The 13812-nt window shown below is 68.7% G+C and carries 17 protein-coding genes and 2 tRNA genes; 12 read left to right on the top strand and 7 right to left on the bottom strand.

Annotated features, from left to right (window positions below):
* Window positions 1-55 precede the first annotated feature (55 nt).
* From gyrA to OG817_RS37695, 5 genes are all read left to right on the top strand, one after another.
* Window positions 56-2737, top strand: coding sequence for a DNA gyrase subunit A (gyrA, locus tag OG817_RS37715; protein ID WP_406049726.1), 2682 nt, complete (start codon window positions 56-58; stop codon window positions 2735-2737).
* Window positions 2737-3657 carry a DUF3566 domain-containing protein gene (locus tag OG817_RS37710; RefSeq protein WP_406049725.1) on the top strand — a complete coding sequence of 307 codons (921 nt, stop codon included), beginning with the start codon at window positions 2737-2739 and terminating at the stop codon, window positions 3655-3657. The genes gyrA and OG817_RS37710 overlap by 1 nt, the downstream gene beginning before the upstream one ends.
* A 119-nt stretch (window positions 3658-3776) precedes the next feature.
* Window positions 3777-3853 (top strand) — tRNA-Ile (locus OG817_RS37705).
* Between the two features lie 33 nt (window positions 3854-3886).
* Window positions 3887-4018 (top strand): DLW-39 family protein, encoded by a 132-nt coding sequence (locus OG817_RS37700; protein WP_396394479.1) that lies wholly within the window; start codon window positions 3887-3889, stop codon window positions 4016-4018.
* 13 nt (window positions 4019-4031) lie between these two features.
* A tRNA-Ala gene (locus tag OG817_RS37695) sits at window positions 4032-4107 on the top strand.
* Window positions 4108-4191: 84 nt separating this feature from the next.
* On the opposite strand, the gene OG817_RS37690 is transcribed toward OG817_RS37695, so the two are convergent.
* Window positions 4192-4680, bottom strand: a complete 489-nt coding sequence (locus OG817_RS37690) for a ClpX C4-type zinc finger protein (protein WP_406049724.1) — start codon at window positions 4678-4680, stop codon at window positions 4192-4194.
* A gap of 6 nt (window positions 4681-4686) precedes the next feature.
* On the opposite strand from OG817_RS37690, the gene OG817_RS37685 reads away from it, so the two are divergent.
* Window positions 4687-5037, top strand: coding sequence for a hypothetical protein (locus tag OG817_RS37685; RefSeq protein WP_406049723.1), 351 nt, complete (start codon window positions 4687-4689; stop codon window positions 5035-5037).
* On the opposite strand, the gene OG817_RS37680 is transcribed toward OG817_RS37685, so the two are convergent.
* From OG817_RS37680 to OG817_RS37665, 4 genes are all read right to left on the bottom strand, one after another.
* The gene (locus OG817_RS37680; protein WP_360438026.1) at window positions 5019-5606 is read right to left on the bottom strand and encodes a dihydrofolate reductase family protein; all 588 of its coding nucleotides are present in this window, start codon (window positions 5604-5606) and stop codon (window positions 5019-5021) included. The genes OG817_RS37685 and OG817_RS37680 overlap by 19 nt on opposite strands.
* The gene (locus OG817_RS37675) at window positions 5603-6409 is read right to left on the bottom strand and encodes a metalloregulator ArsR/SmtB family transcription factor (RefSeq protein ID WP_406049722.1); all 807 of its coding nucleotides are present in this window, start codon (window positions 6407-6409) and stop codon (window positions 5603-5605) included. The genes OG817_RS37680 and OG817_RS37675 overlap by 4 nt, the downstream gene beginning before the upstream one ends.
* A 76-nt stretch (window positions 6410-6485) precedes the next feature.
* Window positions 6486-6707 carry a hypothetical protein gene (locus OG817_RS37670; protein WP_406049721.1) on the bottom strand — a complete coding sequence of 74 codons (222 nt, stop codon included), beginning with the start codon at window positions 6705-6707 and terminating at the stop codon, window positions 6486-6488.
* A gap of 4 nt (window positions 6708-6711) precedes the next feature.
* Window positions 6712-7215: a nitroreductase family deazaflavin-dependent oxidoreductase gene (locus OG817_RS37665; RefSeq protein WP_406049719.1), complete on the bottom strand. Its 504-nt coding sequence runs from the start codon at window positions 7213-7215 to the stop codon at window positions 6712-6714.
* Window positions 7216-7271: 56 nt separating this feature from the next.
* Between OG817_RS37665 and OG817_RS37660 the strand changes: the two genes are divergently transcribed.
* The 4 genes from OG817_RS37660 to OG817_RS37645 all read left to right on the top strand — a co-directional run bounded on the left by OG817_RS37660 (window position 7272) and on the right by OG817_RS37645 (window position 10347).
* Entirely contained in the window at window positions 7272-8069 is a 798-nt protein-coding gene (locus OG817_RS37660; RefSeq protein ID WP_406049718.1) for an LLM class flavin-dependent oxidoreductase, read from the top strand.
* 39 nt (window positions 8070-8108) lie between these two features.
* Window positions 8109-8747, top strand: a complete 639-nt coding sequence (locus OG817_RS37655) for an SDR family NAD(P)-dependent oxidoreductase (RefSeq protein ID WP_406049717.1) — start codon at window positions 8109-8111, stop codon at window positions 8745-8747.
* Between the two features lie 93 nt (window positions 8748-8840).
* The gene (locus tag OG817_RS37650; protein WP_406049716.1) at window positions 8841-9452 is read left to right on the top strand and encodes an FMN-binding negative transcriptional regulator; all 612 of its coding nucleotides are present in this window, start codon (window positions 8841-8843) and stop codon (window positions 9450-9452) included.
* Between the two features lie 250 nt (window positions 9453-9702).
* Window positions 9703-10347, top strand: a complete 645-nt coding sequence (locus tag OG817_RS37645) for a VanZ family protein (RefSeq protein WP_406049715.1) — start codon at window positions 9703-9705, stop codon at window positions 10345-10347.
* A gap of 79 nt (window positions 10348-10426) precedes the next feature.
* Here OG817_RS37645 and OG817_RS37640 read toward each other — a convergent pair whose 3' ends face one another.
* Window positions 10427-11032, bottom strand: a complete 606-nt coding sequence (locus OG817_RS37640; protein WP_406049714.1) for a pentapeptide repeat-containing protein — start codon at window positions 11030-11032, stop codon at window positions 10427-10429.
* 146 nt (window positions 11033-11178) lie between these two features.
* On the opposite strand from OG817_RS37640, the gene OG817_RS37635 reads away from it, so the two are divergent.
* Entirely contained in the window at window positions 11179-12066 is an 888-nt protein-coding gene (locus OG817_RS37635) for an NAD-dependent epimerase/dehydratase family protein (protein ID WP_406049713.1), read from the top strand.
* A gap of 10 nt (window positions 12067-12076) precedes the next feature.
* Window positions 12077-12856: a protein phosphatase 2C domain-containing protein gene (locus tag OG817_RS37630; protein ID WP_406049712.1), complete on the top strand. Its 780-nt coding sequence runs from the start codon at window positions 12077-12079 to the stop codon at window positions 12854-12856.
* A gap of 9 nt (window positions 12857-12865) precedes the next feature.
* Here OG817_RS37630 and OG817_RS37625 read toward each other — a convergent pair whose 3' ends face one another.
* Window positions 12866-13789 carry a DUF4328 domain-containing protein gene (locus tag OG817_RS37625; protein ID WP_406049711.1) on the bottom strand — a complete coding sequence of 308 codons (924 nt, stop codon included), beginning with the start codon at window positions 13787-13789 and terminating at the stop codon, window positions 12866-12868.
* Window positions 13790-13812: the final 23 nt, after the last annotated feature.

Below are 13812 nucleotides of genomic sequence, written 5' to 3'. Positions count from 1 at the left end.
CACGATCCGCTGGCGCCATCGACCGACGTACTGACCTGAACGGGACGAGCTTTTCATGACCGAGACCCCCACCACTCCGGGCCACGACCGGGTCGAGCCACTCGACCTGCAGACCGAGATGCAGCAGTCGTACCTCGACTATGCGATGGCAGTCATCGTCGGCCGCGCACTGCCCGAGGTCCGCGACGGCCTCAAGCCGGTGCACCGCCGCATCCTCTACGCGATGTACGACGGCGGCTACCGGCCGGACCGTGGTTTCAACAAGTGCTCTCGTGTCGTCGGTGACGTGATGGGTCAGTACCACCCGCACGGCGACTCGGCGATCTACGACACCCTGGTCCGGCTGGCGCAGCCGTGGGTGATGCGGGCCCCGCTGATCCAGGGCCAGGGCAACTTCGGTTCCCCGGGCAACGACCCGGCGGCCGCGATGCGGTACACCGAGTGCCGGATGGCGCCGCTGGCGATGGAGATGGTCCGCGACATCGACCAGGACACGGTCGACTTCCGGGCCAACTACGACGGCAAGTCGCAGGAGCCGGTGATCCTGCCGGCCCGCTTCCCGAACCTGCTGGTGAACGGCTCGTCCGGCATCGCGGTCGGCATGGCGACGAACATCCCGCCGCACAACCTGCGCGAGGTCGCCGCCGCGGTCAACTGGGCGCTGGAGCACCCGGACGCGACCCAGGAGGAGCTGCTCGACGCCTGCCTGCAGTACATCAAGGGCCCCGACTTCCCGAACGGTGCACTGATCGTCGGCTACAAGGGCATCGACGACGCCTACCGCACCGGTCGTGGTTCGGTCACGATGCGCGCGGTGGTCGACATCGAGGAAGACGCCAAGGGCCGGACCAGCCTGGTCGTCACCGAGCTGCCGTACATGGTCAACCCGGACAACCTGGCCTTGAAGATCGCCGAGCTGGTCAACACCGGCAAGATGAGTGGGATCGCCGACATCCGCGACGACAGCTCGTCGCGGACCGGGCAGCGGCTGGTCGTCGTGCTGAAGCGGGATGCTCAGCCGCGCGTCGTACTGAACAACCTCTACAAGCACACGCAGCTGCAGGACACCTTCGGCTGCAACATGCTCGCGCTGGTCGACGGCGTACCGCGCACGCTCAGCGTGAACCTGTTCATCAGCCACTGGATCGACCACCAGATCGAGGTCATCCAGCGGCGGACCCGGTTCCGCCTGCGCGAGGCGGAGAAGAACGCGCACATCTACCGCGGCTACGTGAAGGCGCTGGACGCCCTCGACGAGGTGATCGCGCTGATCCGGCGCAGCCCCGACGTCGACGAGGCCCGCACCGGCCTGATCGAGCTGCTGGAGATCGACGAGATCCAGGCCCAGGCGATCCTGGACATGCAGCTGCGCCGGCTGGCCGCACTGGAGCGGCAGAAGATCATCGAGCGGTTGCAGGAGCTCGAGGCGATCATCGCCGACCTCGAGGACATCCTGGCCAGCCCGGAGCGGCAGCGGTCGATCGTCAAGGACGAGCTCGCCGAGATCGTCGACAAGTACGGCGACGAGCGGCGGACCGAGATCATCGCGGCCGACGGCGACCTCTCGGTGCAGGACCTGGTGCCGGACGAGGACGTCGTCGTCACCATCACCCGCGGCGGATACGCGAAGCGGACCAAGACCGACCTGTACCGGACCCAGAACCGGGGCGGCAAGGGCGTCCGGGGTGCGCAGTTGCGGGCCGAGGACGAGATCAGCCACTTCTTCGCCACCACGAACCACCACTGGATGCTGTTCTTCACCACCAAGGGCCGGGTCTACCGCGCCAAGGTGTGGCAGCTGCCCGAGTCGGCCCGCGACGCCAAGGGCTCGCATGTGGCCGGCCTGCTCTCGTTCCAGCCGGACGAGGACATCGCTCAGGTACTGACGCTGCGCGACTACGAGCAGTCGGACTACCTGGTGCTCGCGACCAAGCGGGGCCTGGTCAAGAAGACGGCGCTGACCGACTACGACTCGGCCCGGCAGAGCGGCATCATCGCGGTGAACTTCCGCGAGGAGGACGACGAGCTGATCGGCGCCGACCTGGCCACCGCCGAGGACGACCTGCTGCTGGTGTCCCGCAAGGGCCAGTCGATCCGCTTCACCGCGAACGACGAGCAGCTCCGCCCGATGGGCCGGGCCACCTCCGGTGTGACCGGGATGAAGTTCCGCTCCGGCGACGAGCTGCTCTCGATGTCGGTGATCCGGGCCGGCGCCGACGAGGACACGCAGTACGTCTTCACCGTCACCGACGCCGGGTACGCCAAGCGCAGCCGGGTCTCGGAGTACCGCCAGCAGGGCCGCGGCGGCCTCGGCATCAAGGCGGTCAAGCTGAACGACGAGCGCGGTTCGCTGGTCGGCGCGATCATCGTGGTCGCCGAGGACCAGGTGCTGGCGATCAAGGTCAGCGGCCAGGTGGTCCGCAGCCGGGTCGACAGCGTGCCGGTGAAGGGCCGAGACACGATGGGCGTTCGGTTCGCCGGCGTCGGCGAGTCCGACGCGGTGGTCGCGATCGCCCGGAACACAGATCTGACCGTGATCGGCGAACTCGACGGGGATCTCGACGGCGAGGAATCCGGAGCGGCCGAAGCGGGTACACCCTCCGAAGGTGCCCAGGATGTGGACGGATCGACAACCGAATCCACCCCTGAGGGCGTCAACAATGATGACCAGCGTTCGACGGACGTCGACGGCGCGGCTACCGTCGAAGAGGACGATGCCGGCCAGGAGGGTGACTGATGACCAACCGCGCGAGGCCGACATGGCCAGACGGTGCGGCGGACAGCTCCAAGGCCCAGCGGTCAGCGCAGGGCCGGGAGCAGTCCACGCCACCGGCCGACCCGGCCTCCAACGGTCGTTCCAACGGCCAGCCGAGACCAGGTGCTCCGAACGGCCAGCGTGCCAGTGAGTACCGGCCGCAGCAGCGACCCGGCTCCGCGCCGGGTGGCGCGCCTCTTCCTGGCCAGACCGCTCGGCCGCCTCAGCAGCAGCCGGTCCACCCGCAGCAGCAGCGCCCTGGCCAGGTTGCGCCCGGCCCGAGCACGCCTGGCCGCCCCGAGCCCTGGTCCCCCGGTGCGACGGGTGCGCCGCGAGTCACTGGGCCGGCGGCCGCGTCGTACGGGCTGACCGAGGAGCCGGCCAAGACCGAGACGTTGGGTGACCGGCTCAGCGCGGCGCGTCAGGCGGTGCTCGACAAGGCATCGTCGGTGACGACCACCAAGCCGGAGAAGACCGAGACCAGGCTCTCCGCCAAGGCCGTGAAGACGCCGAAGGCATCGCACCGGCCGCAGACCCGCAAGGCCCGGCTGCGGATGTCCCGGATCGACCCGTGGTCGGTGATGAAGACGGCGTTCCTGCTGTCGATCGCGTTCGGCATCGTCACGTGGGTCGCCGTGTTCATCGTCTGGTCCGCGATCGGCGCGGCCGGTGTGTTCGACAACATCAACAACACCGTCCAGGAAGTCCTGGGTACGCCGACCGCCGAACCGTTCCGGATCGAGAACTACATCAACACCGGAAAGGTGATGGGATTCACCACGCTCCTGGCGTGCGCCGACGTACTCATCATCACCGCGCTCGCGACGCTCGGATCCTTCCTCTACAACATCGCCGCCACACTGCTCGGCGGCCTCGAAGTCACGCTGGCGTCGGAGGACTGACGGCGTACCCGAGTCTCCGGTCGGGCCCCGCTCAGGCTCTGCGCGGGGCCGACCGGAACCGGTTTGGGAGAGGGGCACTTGGTGCGGTAATCTCTCCCGGGTTCGATCCCGCAGAACGCGGGCCTATAGCTCAGACGGTTAGAGCGCTGCCCTGATAAGGCAGAGGTCACTGGTTCAAGTCCAGTTAGGCCCACCACCCCCATGGCGAACCCCGATCCGAGGAGTCCCGGTGCTGAGAAAGATCCTGCTGGTGCTGGTCGCCTGCATCGGTGGATACTTCGCCTACAAGAAGACCCAGCAGTCCCGCGCCGAGAAGGACCTCTGGGCCGAGGCCGTCGACCCGGTCACCCCGGGCCGCTGACCACTACCCCCACGGGGGCGTAGCTCAACTGGCAGAGCACTGCCTTTGCAAGGCAGGGGTTAGGGGTTCAAGTCCCCTCGTCTCCACCACACGAAAAGGCCGGTCTCCACTGGGGACCGGCCTTTCGCGTGTCTCCTCCACCCTGCGCATGCGCTGGGTGGTGCGCGCTGGGGCTATTCCTCGTTGGAGAAGCGTTCCCAGGCTGATTGGCGGGTGGTGCCCAGGGTTTCGCCGATCTTGGCCCAGGTGACGGAGCGGGCGCGGAGTACCTGCACGCGATCGTGGACGGCGGCCTCGACCTGGCCGCGGGAGGCGTCGAGTTGGACCATCTCGGCGAGGAGTTCGTCGTCGGTCTTGCCGTCGAGTGGCGGGAAGGTCGTCATGGGCTGGCCGCTGATCAGTTGTTCGCACAGGACCACGCACTCGTTGCAGATGAACGCCCCGGGCCCGGCGATCAGCCGGCTCACCTCGTCCTTGGCCTTCCCACAGAACGAGCAGCGCATCGCGTTGTCCAGCAGTTGCCGGAGGAGTTGGACGGCCGGTCCGATGTGGTGTTCGCGTCGTACGGCTCGCTCTGCTGGATCGCTTCGCTGGACGCGTGGTTCGGCGGAGCGGCTCGCGTACTGCGACCCGGCGGCAGGCTCGTCGTGGTCGAGGTGCATCCGTTGATGCTGATGGTCGACTCGGTGGCACCGGTGGTGTTCGGTACGGCGTACCTGGGCGGCGCCGCCCAGGTCGATCAGTGGGAGGGAACGTACGCCGGCGGAGACGTGCCCATCTCGCAACCGTCGATCGGCTATCCGCATGGACTGGGCGAGGTCGTCACGGCGGCGGCCCGGGCGGGCTTCGCCGTCGACGACCTGACCGAGTACCTCCGCGACGAACAGGAACACCGGTCGGGCGTGCTGGTCCGCGACGCCGACGGGTGGTACCGGCTACCCATCGGCGGCCAGGACCTCCCAGTCACCTACTCCCTCCAAGCAACCAAGCCCGGCCCGAGTCAGCGGGTGCGGTCGTAGATGAGGGCTAGTTCGCCGAGGTTGCCGGTGTCTTGGCGGGTGAGGGTCCACTTGGAGGCGGGGAGGTTGTCGTCGAAGAGGCGGTCACCGTTGCCGGCGATTTCGGGGGTGATCATCAGGTAGAGGCGGTCGAGGAGGTCGGCTGCCAGGAGGGCCTTGATCACGGTGGTGCTGTTGTTGACGAGGATGTCGCCTTCGCCGGTGGCCTTGAGTTCGGTGACGACGTCGGCGGCGGGCGCGTTCACGATGCGAGTGCGCTCCCAGGGGGCCTCGGTCAGTGTGGACGAGAGGACCACCTTCTCGGTGTCGCGGAGCCACTTCGCGTAGCCGCGATCGCGCGGGTCGGCCGTCTCGTCGTCGGCGAGCGGGGGCCAGAAGCCCAGGAAACCTTCGGCGTTCACTCGACCGAGGAGTGCCGTCGTTGCGCCTTCCCAGATGCGGGTGAGGTGGTCGCGGGCGACGTCGGTGACGGCGTACGGGACGATCGCTCCGAGATCACCGGGGCCACCGGGACCGTTGTACCGGCCGTCGAGGGTGAGGCTGATGTTGGCTTTGACTGTGCGTGTCATCGCTGTACTCCCTTGTCGTTGAGTTGGGTGGTGAGGTTGTCGAGGACCTGGCCCCAGCCGGCAGCGATGCCGGCGATGTACGGGACGGCATCGACGGTCGTCTCGTTGATGCGTATGTCGACCTGCAGCCGGGTGCCCTCGGGGACCGCCGCGAACGTCACGTCGTGGTCGCTGTGAAAGGAGACAACGTCGGAGTCGTCCAGCAACCTCAGATCGAACCCGAGACGTGACGCTGCTTCAGCGATGTGGACCTGTCCGCGCGAGCGGTAGAGCTGCTCGCCGTCGCGGTAGTCGAGGACGGCGCGACCACCGACCCTCGGCTCGAGGATGCAGTCGGCGATCGTGACGGACGGCGGCGCCCACCAGGTTGCGAGCAGGTCCGGATCGACCCAGTGCTGCCAGACGACGTCCGGGGCCGCGGCCAGGATGCGCTCGAACGAGAAGGTCCGTCCGTCCGCCCAGCGTTCCCGGTCCGCGATCACGGACTCGGCGTCGATGGAGGCCCGGTGGCGCGCGATCACGGCTCGATCGCCCGCCTGCGCCTCGATCGCTCCGACCAGTTCACCGAGTCGGCGTTCGAGGGACCGCAGTGGCGCGGCCTCGAGGGCGTAAACGCGCCGTTGCCCGAGCGGTGTGACCGTGACCAGGCCGGCCCGACCCAGGGTCTGGAGGTGCTTGGTGGTCTGCGGCTGGCGTAGTCCGGTCAGCTCGGCCAATTCACCGACGGACCGCGGCCGCTCGGCGAGCAGCTCGACGAGGCGCCACCGCGCCCCGTCGCCAAGAGCTGATGCGATCTGGTCCATGCCTCGAAGTATTCACCACCAAGAATATTCTTGTCAATGAATATCTCAGGACGTCTCGATCCTGGCCGCTGGAGAGCTAAGGGAGGCAGGGGCAGATTGGGCGGCCTTCTGGGTCCAGGACGACACCCTCGGGCGGGCACACCAGGGCGTAGCCGGCGTGCGGTGGATCGTCGGGACGAGGGTCTTCGTAGCGGATGTACGGCCAGCTGAGGAACCGGGAGTAGAACCGGCCCAGCTCTCGCGGGCGCTCGGCCGTGATGGTCAGTGCGCCGAGGCGGATCCGTGGTGCAGCGTCCATCCCGTCACGGTACGCGGCGGTCGAGGACGAAGGCTTCGATGTGGCGGGTGCCGGCTCGGACCTCGTAGTTGCGCCAGCCCGGGTAGTAGGCCAGGCCGGCGGTCCAGATCTCGTCGCGTTCGGCGGAGGTGGCCAGCCGGGCGCGGACCGGATGGTTGTCGCCGTCGACGGAGATTTCGGCCTCGGGGTCCGCCTTCAGGTTGTAGTACCAAGCGGGATGCTTTGCCTGGCCCCAGTTCGAGGCGATCAGGCCCAGGAAGGCGCCGTACGGTACGCCGAGCACAGGCACGCACCGCGGCTGCCCGGTCTTGGCGCCGGTTGTGGTCAGTAGCACCGTCGGTACGCCGAAGACGACACCGGCCACCGTCTTGCGGCCCTTGGTAGCCCTGGCCAGTGCGCGATCGAGGTGGTGCGCCGTGCGGCTGAAGAACCACGCCCCCGTGCTGCTCGCGGCGAAGGTGCGCAGCGCCTTCTGGACGCGGTTGGCGTCGGCGAACGGCGAGGTCATGCCCTAGCATCCCACGGCACTGGAATAGCAGCAGAGAGGGACGAGTTGCGGCTGGTATGGGACTTGAGATCGGTGTGATCCTGCCGACGTCGACGCCGGATCCGTCGCGGCCGATTCTGGGCGACGTACGGGAGAGCGCCCGGTTCGCGGAGGAGATCGGGCTGGATTCCGTGTGGTCCACGGATCATCTGATCGCAAGTGGGCCGATGCTGGACAGCTCGGTCGTGCTGGCGACCGCGGCCGCCGTGACCGAGCGGATCACGGTTGGCTTCAACGTGATGCTGCTGGCGCTGCGGCCGGTCGCGTGGGCGGCCAAGCAGGTCAACACGCTGCAACTGGTGTCCGGCAACCGGCTCGTTCTCGGTGTGGGGACAGGGAATCCGGCGCATGGTGACATCGGCTGGCGGGCGGCGGGCGTGGAGTTCGCGGATCGCGGCCGGCGCACCGACGAAGCGTTGAAGGTGCTGCCGGATCTGATCGCGGGCCGGTCCGCGGTGCTCGCGGACGGGCTCGAGGCCAAGCTCGCACCCGGCTCCGTCGTCCCGCCGATAGTTGTCGCAGGCAACGGTAAGCCGGCGGTACGACGGGCGGCCCGGTACGGCGACGGATGGGCGACGATCGCGATGTCACCGACAGAGATCCGGACGAACCTTGCCCAGATCAACAAGCTCGCCGCGGACCACGACCGTCCGCCGTTGAAGGCGACCGTCGTCGCGCCGCAGCTCGACGCCGACCCGTCGCGCGCGGCCGACCAACTGCAGGCCTACGCGGCGGCGGGCACCGAACGCGTGATCTTCGCTCCCTCCGGCGACTGGCGCCGCGACTACGAGTACGCCGCCAAACTGCGGTCCTGACTTGACTCTGACATTGATGTCAGGTCGTACGGTCCAGGTATGGCAGGAGTACTGATTGTCGGAGTCGGGCCGGGGATCGGCCTCGCGGTGGCGAAGCGGTTCGTCCGGGAGGGAATGAGCGCCGCGCTGATCGCGCGGTCCGAGCAGACGCTCAAGGTCGCGGCCGATGCGCTCGCCGGTGCCGAGGTGTTCACGGCGACGGCTGATAGCACGGACGAGGTCGGCCTGCGGGCCGCGCTCGATCGAGCGACCGAGGAGTACGGCGTACCGGACGTGGTCATCTACAACGCCGCGGTCATCCGGCCGGACGCGGTCGGCGAGCTGAGCGCCCGGGAACACCTGGACGCGTGGGCGGTCAATGTGGTCGGTGCGATCACCACCGCGGCGCATGTCCTACCTGCGATGGCGGAGCGGGGCAGCGGCACGTTCATCATCACCGGCGGGATGCCCGAGCCGAAGTCGGACTACGCCAGCCTGTCGCTGGGCAAGGCCGGGGTACGAACGCTGGTGACACTGCTCGACCAGCAGTACGGCGCCTTGGGCGTGCACGTGGCCACCGTCACGGTCGCCGGAGGGGTTGCACCCGGTGGGGCGTGGGACCCGGACGGCATCGCCGAGCAGTACTGGCGCCTGCACATCCAACCGCGAGCCGAATGGACACACGAAGTTCTGCACTGAGTGGCCTGGGCGAAGCCTGACCGGAATGGACCTGTCGCCGGGCGGCCGGCGCCAGGGAGACTGGGGCTGTTCGCCATCGACAAGGATCCCTGCATGTACGTTCCCGCGCACTTCGCCGCCGACGACGAGGCGGTGCACGAACTGCTCGCCCGCCACCGAGCCGCCGACCTGGTGACCATGACCCCGGACGGACTGGTGGCGACCATGCTGCCGTTCATCTACGACCGCTCGAGGAACGTCCTGCTCGGGCACTTCGCCCGCAACAACGAGCACTGGCAGCAGCCCGTGCTCGGAGACGCGCTGGTGATCGTGCGCGGGCCGGACGCGTATGTCTCGCCGGCCTGGTACGCCTCCAAACGCGAACACGGCCGAGTGGTCCCGACCTGGAACTACATCACCGCGCACGTGCACGGGACGATGACCGTGTACGACGACCCGGCCTGGGTCGAGAACGTCGTACGCCGGCTGTCCGATCTGCACGAGGCAGGCCGGGCGGAGCCGTGGTCGGTGGACGATGCGCCGGAGAAGTTCGTGAGCGGGCAGTTGCGGGCGATCGTCGGCGTGGAGATCGCGATCAAGCGGATCGAGGCGAAGTTCAAGCTCAGCCAGAACCGGCCCGAGGCGGACGTCGACGGGGTGATCACCGGCCTCACCGCCGACGGCGAAGAAGCCACGGCCACCGCCGTCGCCCAACACCGCCGCTGACCCGGAGGCCTCAGGAGACCCCGGCTCGACCGCGAGCGGGCCGCCGATGGGCGTGGAGCAAATGATCGTTGCCTAGAGCACCTTCCTTCCGTGACAGTTTGTGCACGGATTGTCACGGACTGTTTGCGGGTGCGTGCAGATGTCCGGACCCCTCTGGCGAGCGTGGGATCGGACGACAGATCGTCTGATGTGGAAGAGATCGACGAGAAAGCGTTCGAGTCAGCCGGTCGACCACGGGAGGGTCCGACGAGTGCTCGAGACTTATCGCGGCATCCCACACCTACTGGACACCTGGCTCGTGCTGACCGGCATGGCACTGCCGGTCGCGCTCTCGTCGTTGCGGCGGCCGGGGGATCTGGTCCCTCGGCTGGCCGCCCTCTGCCTGCCGGCGGCGCTCGCTCTGGTCCCGGCGGCGACGCTCAGCCCGACCGCGCACCGGCTGGTGAGCGTGGGCCAGTGCGGAACACAGCTGGCCACCACCGGCGGCCTGACCTCGCTCCAGGGCCTGCTCAACGTCCTGCTGTTCGTGCCGGCAGCCGGAATGCTGGCGCTCGCCAGCGGACGCCCGGTCGACGGAATCGCGGCCGGTATCGGGCTGTCCGCGTCGGTGGAGGCGGTTCAGGCGCTGATCCCGCAGCTCGGGCGCTCCTGCCAACTGCATGACCTGATCGCGAACACGCTCGGCACCTTCGCCGGTGTCGGTCTGGTCGCCGGCCTGCGGACGCTGACCCGCCCGAGCCGCCTCGTCACCGGTCCCTACGTCGTCGAGCATGCCGCGATGATCGTCGTCCGCGGGCGCCAACCGGCCCGCCACCGCCGCGGCCGGCTCGTCCCGCGGCCGATCCCGGTGGCGAAACCACCCAACGGCTTCCGGGCGGCGGCTCGGGCCCGGTGACGATACTCCGGATACTTATCCACAGGCTGTGGATGAAAACGGGGGATAACTGCGCAACTACGCGGAGATATCCACAGGTTCAGGGGCGTACGTCCAGCCCGAGGGAGGTCGCGATGACCATCGCCTGGGTGATGTCCACCCGCGCGTCCTTCAGCTCGACCGTGAGCGGGTCGAGTGTGGACAGGTCCGATCCGCGCAGATCGGCCCCGGTGAAGTCGGCCCGATGCAGCGACGCCCCCGACAGGTCGAGATCCCGCAGCGCCGCCTTCGCCGCCCGGACGCCGGTCAGGTCCGCCTCACGGAACTTCGCCCCGGTGAACTCGGTCCCGCGCAGATCTTCACCCGGCAGCCCGGCGAACGACCAGTCGCCGCCCGACACCTTCAGCAGGTTGTAGGTGCAGTCGTCGAAGAAGCTGCCGAGCAGCTTGCACCCGGTGAACGTGGCGTCGAACAGCGAGCACCGGACGAAGGTGCAGTTCACGAACGCCGCGTCCGTGTGGGTGGAGGCGTTGAACCTGACGCCGCGGAACGTGCACTCCTGGAAGGTCCCGCCCCGGTTCTCCATCTCGGTGAAGTCGCTGTCGATGAACAGCACCCGCTGGTACGTCTGCCCGGACGGATCGGCGTCGTCCCAGTCCCGGATCGTCGACTCCGTCGGCACCGCCACGTGCCCTCGGTCTGCCATCGCTCACCCTCCACCCGCTCGCCGGAGCCCCCACCCTGCCACGCCGTACCGACACCCGTGTACGCCGAGATATCCACGACGTAGTTGTGATGGTGACGAGGGCCAACGTTCAGCCCACCGACAAATACGAGTCGCACGATGGAAGCGTGACCGGAACTGAGCGGGTGATGGTGTTCGGCGCAGGAGGTTTCCTCGGCGCCACGATCTGCGCACTGCTCGCCGACCGCGGGGTGGAGCACCGCGGTCTGAGCCGGAGCCGAGGTGAGCCACACCGGTTGTGCGACCTGGCCACGATGCACTCCTATGCGCTGGACACGCAGATCGGCATGTACAAGCCCACTGTGGTCATCAACGCAGCCGGCGCCACGCTGGGTGAGCCGGCCACCCTGGTCCGCGCGAACGTGACGGCCGTCGAGGCCCTGCTCGCCTCGGTCCGGGACAACGCCAGCCACGCCCGCTTCGTCCAGCTCGGCTCGGCCGCCGAGTACGGCGGCGCATCGCACGGCACCAGCCAGGACGAACAAGGCGAGCCCCGCCCGGCCGGCCCGTACGGTCTCACCAAACTGGCCGGCTCAGAACTGGTCCTTCGCGCCCAGCGCAACGGCGCGGATGCCGTCGTACTCCGGATCTTCGACGTGATCGGGCCTGGAGCGCCGGAGAGCACGCTCACGGGCCGGGTCATCCGGGATCTCCGCGGCCGGCAGTTGATCGAGGTCGGGTCGCTCGACGTCTGGCGGGACTTCGTCGATGTGCGGGATGTGGCTGAGGCGGTGGTCGCGGTCGCTCTCACCGACGTCAAGGTGCCGCCGGTGCTGAACGTCGGGACCGGACGGGCGGTGCTGGCGCGGGACGTCGCCGGTCAGTTGTTCGAGCTGAGCGGCCAGCCGGCCCGGATCGTCGAGGACATCCACGACGGCACGCCGGCGGTCGCCTGGCAACAGGCCGACACCGCCCTGATCGGCAAGCACCTCGGCTGGTCGCCGAAGATCTCCCTCGACCAGTCGCTCACCGAGAGCTGGGCCGCCCAGACCTAGCCTGGGCTGGGTGGGAAGGGAGAATGGCCGGGTGGAGATCCGCTCGATCAGTCTGCCCGCGCCGGATCGGCGACCGCCCGCGATGAACGAGGACCTCGTGCTGACCGGACCTGACTTCGCCGTCGTGCTCGATGGTGCGACTGCCGGGCAAGGCATCGACTCCGGCTGCCGGCACACGGTCGCCTGGCTGGTCGCGCAGTTGGCCCGCCAGCTCGCCGTACCGCTCCTCTCGCAGTCGTCCGCACCGCTGCCCGAGCTGCTGGCCGACGCGATCGCGGCCGTCTGCGCCGTGCACGCCGGCACCTGTGATCTCACGAACCCGGACAGTCCGTCCTCGACAGTCGCGATGTTCCGCGCCGGGCAGGACCACGTCGAACACCTGGTCCTCGCCGATTCACCTCTGGTCGTGCGGGCCCCGGACGGAGCGATCACCGTCCACAGCGACAACCGCGTCGAGCTCCTGCCCGAGTACACGTTCGAGGCCGTCCGCCGGCTCCGCAACCAGCCCGGTGGGTTCTGGGCCGCGAGCACCGAGCCGAAGGCGGCGTACGAGGCACTCACCGGTACGACGGATCGCGCGGAGGTCGAGCTGATCGCCGTACTGAGTGACGGAGCGGCGCGGTACGCCGAGCGCTACGGGCAGTCGTGGGAGGACCTCCTCGAGGTGCTCGAGACGGAAGGACCGGCAACGCTGGTCGAGCGCGTCTGGAAGTACGACGAGGCAGCGCACCCGGACACCTTTCGCGGCAAGCGGTACGACGACGCCACCGCCGTACTGTGTCGACTCTAGAGTCGGGCTCTAGGACGGCGGTCGGTAGGAAGGGAACGTCGGACCCGGGTTGGTGTACCGCGGCGCGTACTGCGGAGGGGGCGGTGGCGCCACGGCAACCGGCGGAACGGCGACCTGGTCGTGCTGCCACCGGCTGACGCGGAGCAGCAGCAAGGACGCGGCCACCCCCGCCGCAATGAGCAGGACCGTCGCCACGGTGAAGCCGATGGTGACGCCCAGCGCGACCCGGACCATGAAGTCCTGCAGGTCGTAGATATCGACGTACTCACCGGTCGCGTCGGCGGCGTCGGCTGCGTCGACCAGGCGGACGATCCACACGATGAAGCCGATCAGCGCGATCCCGCCGCCGCCGATCAGGATCACCCAGAACCCGGTCCACGCCGCCCACCAGCCGTACAGCAGCCCGCGCACCTCGCCGGTCCGGGACGCACCCGGCTGGTCCGGCGGCTCGCTTGCGGCGACGACGTCCTCGACGATCCGCAGCGGGTACCAGAACTGCACGATCGGGCAGAACCACGACCCGATCACCCAGCCCTGCACGAGCCGGTGCGGGCGCAGGGTCGACGGCTTCGGACCGAACGGCGAGGTGATGAAGTCGGTGTTCTCACGGGCCCGCCAGAGCCACAGGATGAAGGTGATGGCCGTGCCGATCAGCAGGTAGCCGACCAGGTCGAGCAGTGGGCCGCTGCCGGCGACCGATCGAGCACCCCGGTCGATCTCCTCCTCGGAGAGCAAGCCGTACACGAACCGCTTCACGTCGTCGTACGAGCGCCAGAGCAGGACCGACTGGATCACCGCGGCGACCGCGGTCAGCCCCATCAGCACGATGCTGACCTGCGCGATCCGCCGCAAGGGCCGGTACCTCGGCGGCGCCGGCGGCGGGGTGTAAGGCCCCGGTTGATGCGGATATGCGTACGGCCACGGCTGCGACATGTGCTCACCTCCCCCAGCCAAGC

The organism is Kribbella sp. NBC_00889, assembly GCF_045207705.1.
GTDB lineage: Bacteria > Actinomycetota > Actinomycetes > Propionibacteriales > Kribbellaceae > Kribbella.
Note: the sequence above shows the minus strand (reverse complement) of the source record. Positions and strands in the feature narration are given on the sequence as shown.